17 protein-coding genes are annotated in these 16,396 nt (G+C 52.4%); 3 read left to right on the forward strand and 14 right to left on the reverse strand.

Annotation, left to right across the window (positions count from 1 at the left end):
- Window positions 1-6: 6 nt before the first annotated feature.
- Together NI000_RS14000 and NI000_RS14005 are read right to left on the reverse strand one after the other, a co-directional pair.
- Complete coding sequence (locus NI000_RS14000) at window positions 7-390, reverse strand: kinase-associated lipoprotein B (RefSeq protein ID WP_253411466.1); 384 nt, start codon at window positions 388-390, stop codon at window positions 7-9.
- A gap of 45 nt (window positions 391-435) precedes the next feature.
- Window positions 436-816, reverse strand: a complete 381-nt coding sequence (locus NI000_RS14005) for a thioredoxin family protein (protein ID WP_253411468.1) — start codon at window positions 814-816, stop codon at window positions 436-438.
- A 95-nt stretch (window positions 817-911) separates the two neighbouring features.
- Here NI000_RS14005 and NI000_RS14010 point away from each other — a divergent pair, with 95 nt between their 5' ends.
- Window positions 912-1,136 carry a hypothetical protein gene (locus NI000_RS14010; RefSeq protein WP_253411470.1) on the forward strand — a complete coding sequence of 75 codons (225 nt, stop codon included), beginning with the start codon at window positions 912-914 and terminating at the stop codon, window positions 1,134-1,136.
- 105 nt (window positions 1,137-1,241) lie between these two features.
- On the opposite strand, the gene NI000_RS14015 is transcribed toward NI000_RS14010, so the two are convergent.
- From NI000_RS14015 to NI000_RS14025, 3 genes are all read right to left on the reverse strand, one after another.
- Window positions 1,242-2,855 (reverse strand): ABC-F family ATP-binding cassette domain-containing protein, encoded by a 1,614-nt coding sequence (locus NI000_RS14015; RefSeq protein ID WP_253411472.1) that lies wholly within the window; start codon window positions 2,853-2,855, stop codon window positions 1,242-1,244.
- A gap of 153 nt (window positions 2,856-3,008) precedes the next feature.
- Entirely contained in the window at window positions 3,009-4,925 is a 1,917-nt protein-coding gene (locus tag NI000_RS14020; RefSeq protein WP_253411474.1) for an ABC-F family ATP-binding cassette domain-containing protein, read from the reverse strand.
- Between the two features lie 33 nt (window positions 4,926-4,958).
- On the reverse strand, window positions 4,959-6,020 hold the full coding sequence (locus NI000_RS14025; protein ID WP_253411476.1) for a M42 family metallopeptidase: 1,062 nt from the start codon (window positions 6,018-6,020) through the stop codon (window positions 4,959-4,961).
- An 86-nt stretch (window positions 6,021-6,106) separates the two neighbouring features.
- Between NI000_RS14025 and NI000_RS14030 the strand changes: the two genes are divergently transcribed.
- Both NI000_RS14030 and NI000_RS14035 read left to right on the forward strand, forming a co-directional pair.
- Window positions 6,107-6,436 carry an ASCH domain-containing protein gene (locus NI000_RS14030; protein ID WP_253411478.1) on the forward strand — a complete coding sequence of 110 codons (330 nt, stop codon included), beginning with the start codon at window positions 6,107-6,109 and terminating at the stop codon, window positions 6,434-6,436.
- Between the two features lie 133 nt (window positions 6,437-6,569).
- Entirely contained in the window at window positions 6,570-7,001 is a 432-nt protein-coding gene (locus tag NI000_RS14035) for a DUF2269 family protein (RefSeq protein ID WP_253411480.1), read from the forward strand.
- Window positions 7,002-7,025: 24 nt separating this feature from the next.
- Here NI000_RS14035 and NI000_RS14040 read toward each other — a convergent pair whose 3' ends face one another.
- From NI000_RS14040 to NI000_RS14080, 9 genes are all read right to left on the reverse strand, one after another.
- Window positions 7,026-7,316: a Dabb family protein gene (locus NI000_RS14040; protein WP_253411482.1), complete on the reverse strand. Its 291-nt coding sequence runs from the start codon at window positions 7,314-7,316 to the stop codon at window positions 7,026-7,028.
- Between the two features lie 48 nt (window positions 7,317-7,364).
- Entirely contained in the window at window positions 7,365-8,924 is a 1,560-nt protein-coding gene (locus NI000_RS14045) for an ABC-F family ATP-binding cassette domain-containing protein (RefSeq protein WP_253411484.1), read from the reverse strand.
- Window positions 8,925-8,996: 72 nt separating this feature from the next.
- Entirely contained in the window at window positions 8,997-9,893 is an 897-nt protein-coding gene (locus NI000_RS14050) for a PP2C family protein-serine/threonine phosphatase (protein WP_253411486.1), read from the reverse strand.
- Window positions 9,894-9,896: 3 nt separating this feature from the next.
- The gene (locus tag NI000_RS14055) at window positions 9,897-11,561 is read right to left on the reverse strand and encodes a DUF6382 domain-containing protein (RefSeq protein ID WP_253411488.1); all 1,665 of its coding nucleotides are present in this window, start codon (window positions 11,559-11,561) and stop codon (window positions 9,897-9,899) included.
- Window positions 11,562-11,598: 37 nt separating this feature from the next.
- The gene (locus tag NI000_RS14060) at window positions 11,599-12,123 is read right to left on the reverse strand and encodes an A24 family peptidase (protein WP_253411491.1); all 525 of its coding nucleotides are present in this window, start codon (window positions 12,121-12,123) and stop codon (window positions 11,599-11,601) included.
- Between the two features lie 2 nt (window positions 12,124-12,125).
- Complete coding sequence (locus NI000_RS14065; protein WP_253411492.1) at window positions 12,126-12,785, reverse strand: TadE/TadG family type IV pilus assembly protein; 660 nt, start codon at window positions 12,783-12,785, stop codon at window positions 12,126-12,128.
- 9 nt (window positions 12,786-12,794) lie between these two features.
- Entirely contained in the window at window positions 12,795-15,080 is a 2,286-nt protein-coding gene (locus NI000_RS14070) for a hypothetical protein (protein WP_253411494.1), read from the reverse strand.
- 29 nt (window positions 15,081-15,109) lie between these two features.
- The gene (locus NI000_RS14075) at window positions 15,110-16,138 is read right to left on the reverse strand and encodes a hypothetical protein (RefSeq protein WP_253411496.1); all 1,029 of its coding nucleotides are present in this window, start codon (window positions 16,136-16,138) and stop codon (window positions 15,110-15,112) included.
- A gap of 27 nt (window positions 16,139-16,165) precedes the next feature.
- Window positions 16,166-16,384, reverse strand: a complete 219-nt coding sequence (locus NI000_RS14080) for a Flp1 family type IVb pilin (protein ID WP_253411498.1) — start codon at window positions 16,382-16,384, stop codon at window positions 16,166-16,168.
- Window positions 16,385-16,396 lie beyond the last annotated feature (12 nt).

The following is a 16,396-nucleotide window of genomic DNA, read 5'->3' on the forward strand; positions in this document are numbered from 1 at the left end:
TCCGTCTTAAGCGTACTCTCCCTCGAGCCGGTTCAATTCTTCGAGACATCGCTCGGCCCAGCGAACCGTCCTCTGAAGCTGCTCACGCTCCTGCGCCAATGCCTGCCGCAGCGATTCGCGGTATTCCGGCACCGTCCCTTGGTACGGCCGGACCGTGTTCGGCGGCATAAGCGCAATCTCCTGATAGGCCAGCGCGCGCCGCTGATGGAAAAACGCCACATCCGGGTCCATCGGATTGTGCAAATCCCCTTGCGTCGGGTGTTTCACAACTGCGGCAATCTTGACGGCGACTTTACCGGTAGGCGACAGCTCGACAACCTCGCCTACGTACTCGCCTGTTTTGTAGGAAGCCCGGACCATCGTTCCGGGAGTTAACATGGATTCCAGCATCGTATAGATACGACTCCCTTCCTTGTTATAAGTCTGAAAGGCTCATCAACCATTCGTAGTAAGATTCATCCAGCGGTGCAGCTCCTGCACGTCGTCGAACCGATATTTCTTATCCGCCACCGTCCCGCGATCCCAACGGACTAGACACGGTACGCTTTCGATTTTCCAATTCCGCGCCAGAACCGGTGAGAAATTAATATTGCTGCGGCCCATGGTAGTCCGCGGATTCAACGCCGCGACGACCTCCAGCATCCTCTCGCCTACCTTGCACGTGCCGCACAGCGGAGTATAGAAGAATACGTACCGGGGCTCCGAATGAGTCAAGTAGCCTGTGGCCGCGTTTTCCTGAAATTCCGGTTCTGCGGCTTCGGACGGTGCAAGCGTCCATGCAAGCAGTTCTTTTTCCGACCATTCGACGAGCGTCATGATTCCAAGCCCTCCCCTATATATTTGCTTATTGCTTCCAGAGGGACCTATCCGGTAGAATGGTACTATCCAGGGTATAGGGCAGGTGTTAAACAATGTCGGACACAACGAACCAAAATTCGAATGAGCAACCGCAATCCGCCGGTGAGCCTAAAAAAGTCAGCTTGGCGGATGCGATTAAAAACAAGCTCGCACAAAAAAAGCAAGCCCAGCATGACGCTAAAGCCAATGGCCAGCAGCGTGCCGGAAACACATCGGTGATGAAAAGCCAAAACAACAAAAAGCCGAACAACCAACGCCGGCGTACCGGCGGAAGCTGACCGGCCGCGATTGGAAAAGAAGGATGAGCACAGCCTTTCCAGGCCTGCGGCTCATCCTTTTTTAATTATACGGAACAGCTGTTTCTAGCAATCTTGGGATGGAAATTAAGCGTAAAGCAGGTCGCGCTGCTTCTTAATCTCGTCGTTTTCCAAGTACTCGTCATAGGTAATGACCTTGTCGATCAAGCCGTTCGGCGTAATTTCGATAATCCGGTTTGCCACGGTTTGCACGAATTGATGGTCATGGGATACGAATAACATCGTTCCGTCGAAATCCATCAGCCCGTTGTTCAGCGCCGTGATCGACTCCAAATCCAAGTGGTTGGTCGGCTCATCCAGAATCAGTACGTTGGCGCCGCTCATCATCATTTTGGACAGCATGCAGCGTACTTTTTCGCCCCCGGACAGCACGCTTGCTTTCTTAAGCGCTTCTTCGCCGGAGAACAGCATGCGGCCCAGGAAGCCGCGGATATAGGACTCGTCTTGATCCTTGGAATATTGACGCAGCCAGTCAACCAGGTTGATGTCCGTATCGAAATAAGCCGAGTTGTCTTTCGGGAAGTACGCCTGCGTCGTCGTCACGCCCCAGCTGTACTCGCCGGCATCGGCTTCAAGCTCACCCGTCAGCACTTGGAACAACGTCGATTTGGCGATCCCGTTCGGGCCGACGAGGGCGATTTTGTCGCCTTTGTTCACGGTAAAGCTGATATTGTTCAAGATCAACTGGCCGTCGATCGATTTGCTGATCCGGTCCACTTGAAGCAATTGCTTACCCGCTTCCCGCTCCGGAGTAAATTTGATGAACGGGTACTTCCGGGTAGAAGGCTTGATATCGTCGAGCGTCAGCTTCTCCAGCAGCTTCTTACGCGAAGTCGCCTGCTTCGACTTGGAGGCGTTCGCGCTAAAGCGCTGAATGAATGTTTCAAGCTCTTTGCGCTTCTCCTCGACCTTCTTGTTGGCCTCGCGCTGCAGCTTCAGAGCCAGCTGGCTGGACTCGTACCAGAAGTCGTAGTTGCCGACGTACATCTGGATTTTGCTGAAGTCGATATCCGCAATGTGCGTGCACACCTGGTTCAGGAAGTGACGGTCATGGGATACGACAATGACGGTTCCTTCATATTTGGCAAGGAAATTTTCAAGCCAGCTGATCGATTCGATGTTCAAATGGTTCGTAGGCTCGTCAAGCAGCAAAATGTTCGGGTTGCCGAACAACGCCTGCGCCAGCAAGACGCGGACTTTTTGGTTGCCGTCGAGCTCTTTCATTTTGACATCGTGCAGGTCTTTGGTAATGCCGAGACCGATCAGCAGCTCCGCCGCGTCCGATTCCGCCTGCCAGCCGTCCAGCTCCTGGAATTCCCCTTCCAGCTCAGCCGCACGCATGCCGTCCTCTTCGGAGAAATCCGGCTTTGCATACAAAGCGTCTTTTTCTTCCATGATTTGGAACAAACGCGCATGTCCCATCATGACCGTTTTGAGCACGTCAACTTCGTCATATTCGAAATGGTTCTGCTTCAGAACCGCCATACGCTCGCCCGGAGTGATGCTGACTTCGCCTTTGTTCGGCTCCATCTCACCGGACAAAATTTTCAGGAATGTCGATTTGCCCGCTCCGTTCGCGCCGATCAAACCGTAGCAGTTGCCGGGAGTAAACTTAATGTTTACATCCTCGAACAGTGCCCGTTTACCGTATCTTAAGGTGACTCCTGTTACCGTAATCATCTGTTTAAAACCTACTTTCGCAATAGAATAAAGCGATCAGCCCGTGTAAAGCCGCTTCCAAACGTATATTATAGCATAAATTGGCGCGTCTTCCCACTGGATGTTATTTTTCGTGCCGCCCAATTTGGCGAGCTGCACCGATGAAACGCTTCGTTACTTGTTCTGTGCGATACTCTCGACCAGCTCGGACAGCTCGGTCCAGCGCTCCATCGCTTCCTCCAGCCGCTGTGTCAGCTCCTGCTCTTCCTGGAATAGCTCTTGCGCTTTCGTATAATCGCTGCCCGCGTTCTCGATGTCCCGCTTGACCTGCGTCAAACGATCCTCGAGCCCGGCGATTTTATCCTCGATCTCGTCCCATTCCTTCTGCTCCTTGTAGGAGAGCTTGCGAGGACGATTCGATTCGCGCTGCTGCGCCTGCGTCGTTTCGCCAGCCGCTTTGGTTTCGCGCCGCTCCTCCGCTGCCGCCTGCTTTTCGCTTCGGGACGCTTCCAAATATTCCGTATAATTGCCGAAAAATCTTCGGATGCGGCCCTCCCCTTCGAATACGAACAGATGATCCGCCGTCCGGTCCAGAAAATAACGGTCATGGGATACGGTGATGACCACGCCCGGAAAATCTTCCAGATACTCTTCTAAGATCGTCAACGTTTGGATATCCAGATCGTTTGTCGGCTCGTCCAGCAAAAGCACGTTCGGCTCGCCCATCAGCGTGCGCAGCAGATACAGCCGGCGCCGTTCGCCTCCGGACAGCTTGCCGATCGGCGTCCATTGTTGGGCGGGCGTAAACAGGAACCGTTCGAACATTTGCGCCGCCGTAACCGATTCGCCGCTCGAGGTTCGCACCACCTCGGCCGCTTCCTTAATATAGTCGATCGCCCGCTGCTTCTCATCCATCTCGACGCTTTCCTGCGTGTAGTAAGCCAGCTTCACCGTCGGTCCGGTTACGATGGAACCCGCATCCGGCTCCAGTCGGCCGGCTAACATGTTCAAAAACGTCGATTTTCCCGTCCCGTTCGGTCCGATAATGCCGATGCGATCTTCAGGCAAAACGATATAGCTGAAATTGTCGACGATTTTACGCTGCTCGAACGATTTACCGACATCTTCCAGCTCCATGATCTTTTTGCCGAGCCGGCTCGCGCTTAGCGAAATGTCCAACTGTGCGGCGGGTCCGTCCACCTTACGGTCGCGCAGCTCGATGACACGCTCGACACGCGCTTTCTGCTTCGTCGTCCGGGCTTTGGCGCCCCGTCGGAGCCAAGCCAGCTCCCTGCGCAGCAGGTTTTGCCGCTTGTCTTCCTCCGCAGCTTCGCGCTCCAGCCGCTCGGCCTTTTTCTCCAGAAATGCTGCATAATTGCCCTCGTAGCTGTACAGCTTGCCGCGGTCCAGTTCGAAGATCCGGTTCGTCACCCGGTCGAGAAAATACCGGTCATGCGTCACGAGCAGCAGCGCGCCCCGCCACTTCGCAAGAAATTCTTCCAGCCACTGCACCGTTTCATGGTCAATATGGTTGGTCGGCTCGTCCAAGATGAGCAGATCCGCCGGTTGAATCAGCGCCCGAGCCATCGCCACGCGCTTGCGCTGCCCACCGGAAAGCGTGCCGACCTTTTGGCCAAAATCGCGGATGCCGAGCCGGGTCAGAACGGTCTTAGCCGTCGTGGAGGCGTCCCATGCGCCTGTCGCATCCATACGCTGCTGCGCGGCGAACAGCTTCGCCTGACGTTTTTCATCCTCGGGGGCAAGCTGCAGCTCGGCCAGCGCCCATTCGTATTCCCGCAATGCCTGCATCATCGGCGTATCGCCGTAAAACACCTGCTCAAGCACGGTCGAGTCGGAATCGAACGACGGATTTTGCGGCAAATACTCGACATGGAAGTCGTTCGCATGGATGAGCTTTCCTCGCTCCGTCGATTCGAGCCCGGCCATAATTTTCAGCAGGGTCGATTTGCCTGTGCCGTTCACGCCGACGAGCCCGATCCGTTCTTTCTCGTTGATCTGAAAGTGAACGCCGTCAAATAAAACTTTCTCGCCGTAGCTTTTATATATATCTTCTACCGTAATAATGTTCAAAGCGGATTCAAACCTCCTCGCCGCTGCTTGCGGTTATTGATTGCCGTAAGGTTCGGCGGGCTCCGTCACGTAAGCGGCAAGCAGCGAAGCCGTATGCCGCACGGCGTCCTTATGCGTCCGCTCCATCGCATGGGAAGCGTGAACGCCCGGGCCGATCAAAGCGGCGCGAATGTTGCTTCCTCCACGAAGCGCAGCGGAAGCATCCGACATGTACTGCGGGTAAATATCGACCGCGTAGCTCAGTCCGTCGCGCTTCGCCAATTCGATCAGCTTCGACGTCATCGCATAATCGTAAGGCCCGGACGAGTCTTTGGCGCAGATCGAGACGTCGAATTCCGTACAATTCAAATCTTCTCCCATTGCACCCATATCGACCGCGATAACCTCGCTAATGTCTCCCGGTATCCAAGCCGAGCCGTGGCCGACCTCTTCATATACGCTGATCATAATCTTCAGCGTGCAGGATGGTACGATAGCCTCGCGCTTAAGCAGTTCAAGCAGCCCGAACAAGGCGGCAACACCCGCTTTATCATCCAGGTGACGGGATTTGATAAAGCCATTTGTTTTGAACTCGGTGCGCGGGTCAAAGGAAATGATATCCCCCGTACCAATACCGAGCGCTTTGACATCGTCCGCTGACTTCACCGGTTCGTCCAGACGCACCTCCATGACCGCTTCTTCCCGCTTCAAATCTCGCGCATCCGGAAAGACATGCACCGAAGGCTTGGTCGTCAGGATCGTACCGTCGTAGGTTCGTCCGTCACGGGTGTGAACACGGCAGTATTCGTTTTCGACGGAACCCATCATGTAGCCGCCGATCAGCGTAAACCGCAGTGTGCCGTTGCTCTTAATCGAACGCACCATCGCTCCCAGCGTATCGACATGACCGAATAAGCCGATTACCCGGTCCTTTTGCCGGCCTTCGACCGTTATAATCCCGCAGCCCTTAGGCGTGAAGCTGATCGGGTACCCCAGCTTTTCCGCTTCGGCGGCCAGCTTGCCCATGATATCACTGCAAAAACCGCTCGGGCTAGGCGTCGAGAGCAGCATGTCCAGCACCTGCATCATATACGTTTCGTTTATATCCCATTTCATAGGATCTGCCTCCGTTCGTTTGCTTCTCAAAACAATTTAAGGTAAGCTACGGAATGGATCTAATAACCAAGGAGGTACATATCCACATGTCTCAACCATTGCCGCCGAAAACCTGTAGTATCGACCGTCTGGTCACCGTTCAAGAAGATATCGATAAAGTGCTCCGCGGAGAAAAAACGGCTACTCGCCGCAACGGACGTTACGCCGATCCGGGTGAAATCATGGAGTTGAACGGCCACCGCTTTGAAGTGACAAACGTTTATCAGCAATCGCTTGGAGAACTGACCGACGAGCACGCAAAGACGGAAGGATACGAGACGGTCGAGGCCTACAAAAATTATATTTTATCCCTGCATGCAGGCATGCCGTGGCTTCCGCACATGAAAGTGTGGGTCCACGAATTCCGCGCCGTGTAATACGGCAAAAACAGTGTAGCCTCGGTACTGCCGCGGCCTCCCCGGCCAAGCCGGGTCCGCTTGCTGCAGGTGCCTTTGCTACACTGTTTCCTTTCTTTAAGATTTTCAGCTACCGTTGTGGAGGTTGTTGACCATGTATTCCTGGCTCGTATTCATTCATGCCGTCAGTGCCATGGTATCGATCGGACCGTTCTTCGTGCTGATACCAATGCTTCGCAAACTAAAAACCGCCGATGGCGATCTGCTGCACTCCTACCTCGATTCCTTCCGCTTCGTCGTTCGTTTGTCCAAGCATGCCGGACACGTGCTCGTCGCTTCCGGGCTGCTTCTGATGTGGCTTGGCGGTTGGCCATGGACAACCCCATGGATTTTCGGCACGTTCGTCGTCCTGTTCGCGTCGTTGTTGTTCATGGCCCGCGCGTTCTCTCCGACAATCCGTAAGCTGCGTGAACCGGAACACGACCGTCAGGCGCTTCTCCGCAAGCTTAGCCGGTCGCTTTATTTATATTTGTTCGTCTTGTTCGTCATGCTCTGGCTCATGATCATGAAGCCGATGTTATGGTGACACCTTGCGGAAGCTAGTCCGGAATCAGCTTTGGAAATCGATGCAAATGCTGGTTCCGTCAAGCACCTGCTTCATATACGCCTTCACTTCTTCATGCACCGGGTGCGTATCGTACGTTTTCAAGTCTTCAAGGGAATCGAATTTCGTAATCAGCGCAATATCGTAGGAACGTTCCAAGTGAAGCACGTCCATGCCGACTTCCAGATGGCGAAGCACCGGGATTTTACCTTCCATGTTCGCCAGAACTTCATACGTGCGCTTGACCGCTTCAGGGCTGCGGTCTTTTAATTTGAACAATACGATATGAGTAATCATCGATTCTAATCCCCTTTTCAAAATCGAATTTGTCAGCAGCTTCTGTCCTTACATGCCTGCTTTGGCGGCAGACCATTCCTCGACATCCCACACCTTCGTTACCCAATCCTCGTAAAAATCGGGCTCGTGGCATACAAGTACGATCGTGCCTTTATATTCCTTCAGCGCTCGCTTCAGCTCATCCTTAGCCGCTACATCCAAGTGGTTCGTCGGTTCGTCAAACGCAATCCAGTTGCTCTCGTGCATCAACAGCTTGCACAGCCGAACCTTCGCCTGCTCGCCCCCGCTCAAGCTGCTCAACGGACGGGTGATATGCTCGTTCTTAAGCCCGCACCGGGCTAGCGCAGCCCGAACCTCATGCTGATTCATATGCGAGAATTCATTCCATACATCATCGATCGGTGTCAAATTCGGCGCTTTCACTTCCTGCTCGAAGTAAGAAGGGTACAGAAAGTCGCCCAAAAACGTCGATCCGCCAAACGGCTGGATTTTGCCCAAAATCGTCTTCAACAGCGTCGATTTCCCGACTCCATTACATCCCACGACAGCGATTTTATCGCCGCGTTCAATCGTGACGTTCATTTTGGGCAGAAGTGCATGGGAATAGCCGATTTCCAGGTCTTTGCCCTCGAATACAATGCGTCCGCTTGCCCGCGATTCCTTGAACACGAAGGTCGGTTTTGCCGCCTCCTCGGGACGGTCGATCCGCTCGATGCGGTCCAACTGCTTTTGACGGCTTTTTGCCCGGCCCGACGTCGAATAACGTGCTTTGTTGCGCTGAATGAAATCTTCCTGCTTTTTGATAAACTCCTGCTGCTTCTCATACGCATCGATATGCTGCTGTTTATTGATATCTGCCATTTGCAGAAATTTTTCGTAGTTAGCGGTGTAACGCGTCAGCTTGGCAAATTCTAAATGATAAATGACGTTTACAACCTTGTTCATAAACTCGGTATCATGGGATATGAGCATGAAGGCGTACGGATAGTTTTGCAAGTAATCCGTCAGCCAGTCGATATGCTCGACGTCCAGATAGTTGGTCGGCTCGTCGAGGAGAAGAACCGTCGGCTGTTCCAACAGCAGCTTGGCCAGCAGTACCTTCGTCCGCTGTCCCCCGCTAAGCTGAGCCACGTCGCGGTCCAATCCGATCGCATCAAGTCCCAATCCGTTCGCCATCTCCTCGACCTTCACGTCAAGCAGATAAAAGCCGCTGTTTTCCAAGCGGTCCTGAATCTCGCCCATTTGCTCAAGCAGCAGCTCCAATTGCTCCGGGTCGGCATCGGCCATCTGATCAGTGATCCCATTGAGCTCCTGTTCCAGTTCAAATAAAGGCAGAAAAGCGTCCTTGAGCACTTCACGGACCGTTTTCCCCGGTGTCAGCTTCGTATGTTGGTCCAAATAGCCATAATTTACTTTGGGGGTCCATTCGGCCTTCCCCGAATCCTTCAATAAATTTCCGGTCAAAATATTCATCAGCGTCGATTTTCCGACGCCGTTGGCACCTACTAACCCAACATGTTCTCCTGGAAGCAGGCGAAACGAAACATTTTTAAACAATACCCTGCCACCAAAGCTGTGGCTTAATTCTTCCACCGTCAACAAGCTCATGTAATATCGGAATCTCCTGTCTATGAAAATAATTCGCGCTCGACAATTCATTATAACATCAGTAGGCGCAAGTTATCCAGATGATAGACTTGACAGGAGCTTGCGGCCGCAGCGATAAAGTCGGCGGAGCCATAGTCCAAAGTGTAGTCGCAGCCGCTCTTTTGCGTCCTTTCTCCCCGTCATGGGCTTCAACAAAACAACGCTGATATTGTCGTCGGACTTTCGCTGCAGCGCCTTTGTTAGCATCAAGTCGCACGTTTCCTGCAGGTCACTGCCCTTGCCATTCGCCGTACGCAGCAGCGCGGCAATGGATCTGGGCAGAAACCGGTCGTGAAAACCGTCGCTGCTCAACAAAAATAATGTGCCCGGTGCGTAGTAGCCCGAGCGGATGTAAACGTCAGGCCGTTCCCCCATGCCGAGCGAATGAAGCAGCACATTGCGCTTTGGATGACTACGTGCGCGCCGTACGGACATTCGCCCGCGGCGGACTTGGGCCGATACCCATGTGTGATCGCGGGTCAACCGCTTGCATCGGCCTGCCGGCGATAGCCGGTAAATACGGCAATCCCCGACATGTGCTATGAAGTAGACGCCATCGATCAACAACAAGAACGTCAATGTCGTGCCGAGACGGCCGCCGCTGCCCTGCCCCGTTTCGACCAACTCCCGGTGAACGGCAAAAAACCATGCTTCCGCCTCGCGTTCCAATCTTGCCAGACTGTCTCCTGCAGAAAGCAAAGCGGGAGCCTTGGCGTCAAGCCACTCTTTCAACCGACGAATGGCCAACTCGCTGGCTTGTGCGCCGTCCTCCGAGCCGCCCATCCCGTCGGCGAGCGCGGCGGCGGCATACGGAAAGCCTTTCACTGTCTGTCCCACTCGCAGCAGCGAGCGGTCTTCGTTAATTGTACGGAACCATCCCGTGTGCGTGGCGGATCCATATTGAAAATGGACGGCAATCGTCGGTTTCACGCGTCAGAACCCCATTTTAAACGTAAATTCGGTCGATACGATCTTAACTATATCACCTTCCTTCAATCGATGCACCCGGTAAGGCACCAAAGATTCGCCATTGACAGTTGTTCCGTTCCGCGATCCTAAATCTTTGACGGCATAGCCTTCATCATCCTTTACAAATTCGGCATGCAAGCGGGACACGCCCGCTTCCTCATGCACCCAATCCGCACCCGCTCCAGCGCGTCCGATGACGAAGCTATTTTTATGGAGTTGTATTTCCTCCCTGACGCCATTGTGATAAACCTCCAAGTATGCGCTTGAACCGTTCGAAGGCCGTAGCGCCTTGCCTAAAAAGACCGTTGCGTCCTGCGGCGCAAGCAGCGTTGTTCGCATCGCGAGATCCGAGGATTGGGGCTGTACCTCGTAAGGCTGTGACTCTCCATGCGACAATTGGCTGCACCCGGTTGCCGGAGAAAAAATCGGGTCCGGCCCCTTGGGATGTCCTGCATCTGGCATAACCGGATCTCCGGGAGCGGCAAAACTTATTGGCGATGGCGACGCCAAACCGACGCGGCTCATAAAGTTTAAATGGTCCCCGCGATCAGGCTCGGGTAATTTTTCGTTGTTGGGTTCGAAGGACAGACCCGGTGCCCCCTGCTTCGGCACCTCGCTTGAAGTCTTTGCAATTCTGAGAAACAGCACCAATGCTCCCGCCGTGAAGATCAGCGTCAAACCGATACACATCCAGAGCATGGTGTCGCTCGGATCGTCAAAATAAATTTTCCAGACGAAGCACCATGCGAGAACGGTAAGTAAAATAACGAACAGTTGCTTCTTACGGAATTCAGGCCTCGCTTTGGCTGCTGCTTCGGCCATGGACATTCCGGGCTCCGCCGAATGCTGTGGCGAGGACGATACGGGTATCTGTCCGCCAACCGGCTCATACACCGAATACTCGTTGCGTACTGCTCTCGGGGGATCGATAAACGGCTGCTCCGCACTATGATATAACGCAGACTCCGGATGAACGGAAGCTCTGAAAGCATGCTGTGGCGGAGCCGTCATTGCCACGAGTTCCGGTCCTGCGGGTGACGCATGCTGCAAAAGACCGATTTGCTTCAAGAGCAGTTGTTTAAGCTCGGGCAAATTGAAAGCTTCCTCCTGCAAATAACGCATCAGCTCTTGAAATCCACTTCCCTGGAGCTCGGTTACCCGGTGAATCAAACGCGACGCCAAATGTTGAAGATCTGAAGAAACCGATCCCTTTCCCTCCAAATGTTCCTTAGGAATGTAAGTTAAATACAAATCTTGAAAACCGGCTCCGCAATAAATATACTCCTCCTTTAAGACGTATCTGCCGGGTTGGAGCATATATACCTTGCTGTCGTCGAGCACTTCGACAATATGCAGCAGCAGCGTATAATATTGGGCGAGCGAAAGCTTCTCCATTCGCAGCCAGTGGCTGAGCATTCGTTTGCCGGTAATAGCATAATACAGGCATACATCTCCGTTCCTTGCCTCTACCTGAACTTCGAGCAGCCGCGGAATCCGGTTAGCCGAAAGCATATTAACTTGAAAGTTCGAGAGGTCTTGCTGCTTCATCCCGGTCGGGGAAGAAAGTACCATAAAATGACCGTTCCGGTTGTCGAAATCGACTTTCAGGCCGTATAGCTGCTGGTCCAATGCCATTCTCCTTTCCTTTTATTTTCCACTCATCACATTAAACCCCTAATACTTCCCATTGAATGATCGTAATCATAACGCCCGGCAGCACTGCCCACATGAAAGGAAAACGGAGCCGGCCGTCAGATGCAGGATCGGACATTAATACAGACAGCTTGCGGAACGCGGCGAGCTGAATGAACACAAATCCCGCATGGGTCAGCCGTTGAACGCCATCGCTGCGCCATAGCAGCACAAGCAGCGCGATCAGACCGGCACATATGAGTGAGGCTGCCATAGCGTAGAGAGAGAATACCGCCCCGGTAAAGGCTCCCAACGCAGCAAACAGCTTGACATCTCCAGCCCCCACTGCACGAAGTACATATAACGCGAGCATCGGAGCAAAGCCGCAGGCAAGTCCCGCAGCGGAAAACGCCAGTCCGTTCCAACCGGTCGTAGCCAAATGAAAAATCAATCCGGAAATTGCTCCCGTCACGGTAAGCCAATTCGGAATTTTTTGTTTCGTGATATCCGTAACGAACGCAATGGCCAGCATTACCGCAGCAAACCAAATACCCACCATGCTTATCCCCCTATCCATGCGCGCTCCTGCGCTTTTTTTCGAAGTATGACGGTTTTCTTAAAAAAAGGGACTGCGAACGTGTACTCATACTGGGCTTCGATTACAACATAAGCCTTCTCCCGATCGTCAAAGTTTGGAAAATGAAGAGAAGTGACTTTGAATTTACTCCGATCAAGGCTTCCCATATCCGCAAACGATGCAATAATTGGTGTGGCCGCCTCCGCGACCTTCTGTTCGACCTTTTGCTTCACTTCATCCTTTGCCGAGCTGCCAAGCGCCTCCAGCTGTTCTCTTCGCTCTTTTTCCCAAGCGACCAAACGAACCATAGGCTCCGGAATCCATTTACCATAGTCCTCTACGAATTTTTCTGAATCGATGACCGTCTGTCTGGCCGTCTCCAGTTGGGTCACCACGTTACCCAGCCAAGCGCTGGCTCGGTTGTTCTGCCATCGCGCTTGCCCCTGTCGGTACAATAGCTCGACCGGGTACATGTTGGCAGCAATGACTTTGGCCGATTCCGAGACGGCAGACTGCAGTGCCATCTCGGCCAAAGATACGCGAATAAACGCAATCAGCAGCAGAAGAAATGCCAGAAAAAAGGGCATCACGAGCGCCGCTTCAAGAGTGATGCTTCCTCTCTGCTCTTTCGTCCATCGCAACATACTGGCCTCCTAATATGTAAAGTCTGCCGTTTTGGTCATCCGGCAGCGGTTACCGCTTACCTCGCAGCCGGAAAACCCGCTTTTCCCTACCAGCTTCATGACAGCCGGTAAAAACCAAAGCCGATATGAGGTTGAAACACCACCGGAAACATATGTAGTCATTTCATAAAGCTTCTGTTTTGTGTTCAATTCGATCAACGCCTGCATCCGGGACAACAGAACCGATTCACGGCTATGAAGCAGAAGAAATAATCTCAAATAATCTTTATACCCTAGCGTGATTACTCCGCTCAGCTTCTGGGACAGTGGCACCTGCTCGCCTTGAACAAGCTTCATCATGTCCGCTTGTGCCCGAATTGCGCCTTCTGTCACCGCAGCCAGCAAGACGAGAAGCGGTGAACCGGCGGCAAGTACTTCGTTGCGCGGCTCAAGCAGCGCTTCAGTCGTTCCGATCGCCAGCCGTACGGCGAACATCTCCACGTACGCCGAAGAATAATTGCCGCTGCATGTAGTTGACCCGTAAATTAAATATTCAACTTCCTGATTGGTTAATTCATGGCCTGCGGGATTGGACAGCTCTTTGGATGTTTTGGGCCGTCCAAAAGCATCTTTCTCCAAGCCAAGTGTCCGGTAGCTGAATTTGCTGACTGCGAATTCATCGATATAAAACTCGTCCCGCACATCCGTTAGCACCCCTTCCAGTGCTGAAACCAGCTTTAAAGAGCTGGCCCCGGCCTGATCCGGTGTTTTTAAATTAACTGTCGATACGGGAGAAATTGCCCCAGCAGCCTGGTTCATTTCCAAATACGTCTGATAGAAACCTTTGCTGCCCGCCGTCTTCGGATCGCCCTGAAGCTTGCGGTAGCTCTCCTCATACGGATCGACATTCGATACAAGAGAGCAGCTGCCGATCGTTCGCCGAAACTCGTCCAGAATCGGCTGCGCTTTGGCCCTTTGCTCCCGCTTAGCCGCTGCCGTCGCTTTATTTTTGCTCTGACGCTCGGTTTGCGCCTTATTCTGTTTGGCGTACCATTCATCCACTTTCGTTTTGAAGCCGTTCAGTGCCGTTGAGGTCGTAGAATATTTTTGCTTCGTAAACATGAGGTTATCTTCAAGCTGAACCCGTACGCTGGAAAACTGGGCTATCGCCGTTCCTACTCCCGCTTCCCACTGTTCCAGTTCCTGGCGGTCAATTAAATGCACAAAGTTGAAAACATCCTCGGCCTTTAGCTGCTGACCCGAACCGTTTGGCTGCCGATTCTTGCTGATTTCGGCATTCAAGTCATCGTTTGCTTTTTTAGCCAGCTTCATCGCTTCCAAGAACGCATCCTTATGTTTGGAGAGCGCCGCATCATCGAGCGCTGCCTCGCCTTTCAGCAATCCGAGCAGAGCGGCATATTTGGTAAAATCGTCCAACAGCTGTTGGAACTCTGTTACTTTCTGCGCCGCTTCCGACGCTTGACGCTGCAATTCGTTTTTCGTCTGATTTAGCTGCCGGATTGAATCGGCGGCACCTATGCCGCCTTGGATCAAAGACATGATCGAACCGTCGATTTGCTTTATTTGGTCGTTTAGCGCCTTCAGCGTAGCTTGTGCGGACTGCAGCGAGGCCCGTATATTTTCCAGCGTATGGATGCCGATTTTCTCACTTAAGGTATTCAAATCGCGAAGCTGCGTATCGTAATGCGGGTGCAGCACTTCAGATTTTTGACGTATCGCTTGAAATGCTTCCCAAGCTTCGTCCAATCTACGATCGCGTTCCTCCAGCAGCGCTTCCACTTTAACCGCATTTTCGGCGAATTTCGAAGCTTGATTCAATTGGACATCAAGCCCTGTTTTTTTGAATTTGTCGGTCAGTTCAAGCGCATAAATCATCGGAGCCCTGTATTTCATCTCCTCCAATATTTGCTGCTTGAAGATGGTATGGCTGGATAAGGCGAAGATCGATGTCACCTTAGCCGAATCGTCTTCCAGACGCTGATCAATAAAACGGAATTGACCAGAATCCGCAGCACCGGACAAATTGCCGGCTACCGTTTGCTTGAAAATCTCGTCCCCCTTGCTGCCAGTCAGATCCGTACTAAACAATCCATAGGCTGCCAGCTCCGGAGAAAAAGCGGAAAGTGTCGAGCGAACCCCGGATTTTACGGCATTCTCGGCTTCCTTATCCGCTGTCTTCCACCTTGCGACATCGATCAGCAGCCCGCAGAGCAGAAATAAAGGAACAAGAATGATGATCAAATAGATGGATACGGCACCGCTTTGCTCCCTCCACAGCTTTAGCAATCTCCTCAAACATTCACCTCCGGGTTCCTCCACTTCTGTTACTCATGAAACACAACAACAATTCCTTTTTGTTCCAGCTCACGTTTTAACCCTTGGGTCAGCTTCATTTTATCGTTCTTCGAGACCTTGAAAAAATGCCATACCACGCCTCTAATTTCTGTGCCCTTCTTCAGAAGCTCCACGTCTTTTGCCATCTGCTCCCGCAAATTTTTTTCATTAAAGGTGTAATAAGCCTGATGCGCCACACTGGAAGAGTCCAAGGCATCGACAAGCCGGACGGTCTCCGGAGTCAAGTTAACTTTTTTGCTTACCCCACCCACCAAGCCGCGCAAATGCTCTGCAGCTTCACTTTCAGAGGTGATTTTTACCGGTTCTTTGACCGAGGTTTTCGGGTCGACCATCGTTTTCAGCGCATCCTTCGGCTTGATTCGCCCTTGGATTTCGCCGATAAAGGTTCGCGTTAGATCCGTCAGCCTGATCGTTTCGATCGGGTCAATCACGTAAGATTTGGACGAAGCTTCAATATCAGCCTCTTTGCCCCACCATTTCCATGCCAGGGAAGGAACGTGAAACTTTTTTTCCAAGACGACGCGAACGTAGCGCAGAAAACCATAATTCATATAATCAATCTCTCCACGAAGCTGCTCAGGCAGGTTGCCTGCAGCTCGGGAAAGTTTGCCTGCCGGACCGTTTTGACCGGCTGCTTGCCCGGATGAAGGAAGTTGAACGGAAACGGGAGCGATAGGAAGCAGAAAGCTGAACAAATTCATCACATGGTCGTTCGTCAGCCGCCAGTACAAGCCATCCGTTTGCCCCAATCCAACCGATCCGGTGACCGGATCTTTTCTGCTGTTGTCCCAAATATAAGCCGTCCGGTCCGCTGTCAATGCCGCCGTATAATGAACGGAAGCTTGCTGGTAGACAAACAGCGATAAGAAAATAAGCAGCAAAGTCGCGATTAAAATGATCGGCAGCGTCAAGGACGCTTCAATCGTAAATTGACCGGAATGACCGACAAAGAATCGGCGGACCGATATAGCGAACGGCCGTTTATAGATAAATCTCATGAATACTGTCATGTCATCATGCCAAGGTCAGGGCGTACCTAACTTGCTATCATCGATATTTACATTTTTGGAATCCTTTATTTCTTTACTGGCATCGTTAAATAAGCTTTCCATCCACTTTGTGATCCACTTTCGGAAAGCAATCGCAATAATGAGCAGCACCGCAATGATTAACAAAATCTCAAGCGTACCGAGTCCGTCTTCTTCTTTCCAAAACCGATACCACGCCGTTTTCAAAGCTTCCATTCCTTTTTCCTC

Source organism: Paenibacillus tyrphae (assembly GCF_024158745.1).
In the GTDB taxonomy this organism is placed as follows: Bacteria; Bacillota; Bacilli; order Paenibacillales; family NBRC-103111; genus Paenibacillus_G; species Paenibacillus_G tyrfis_A.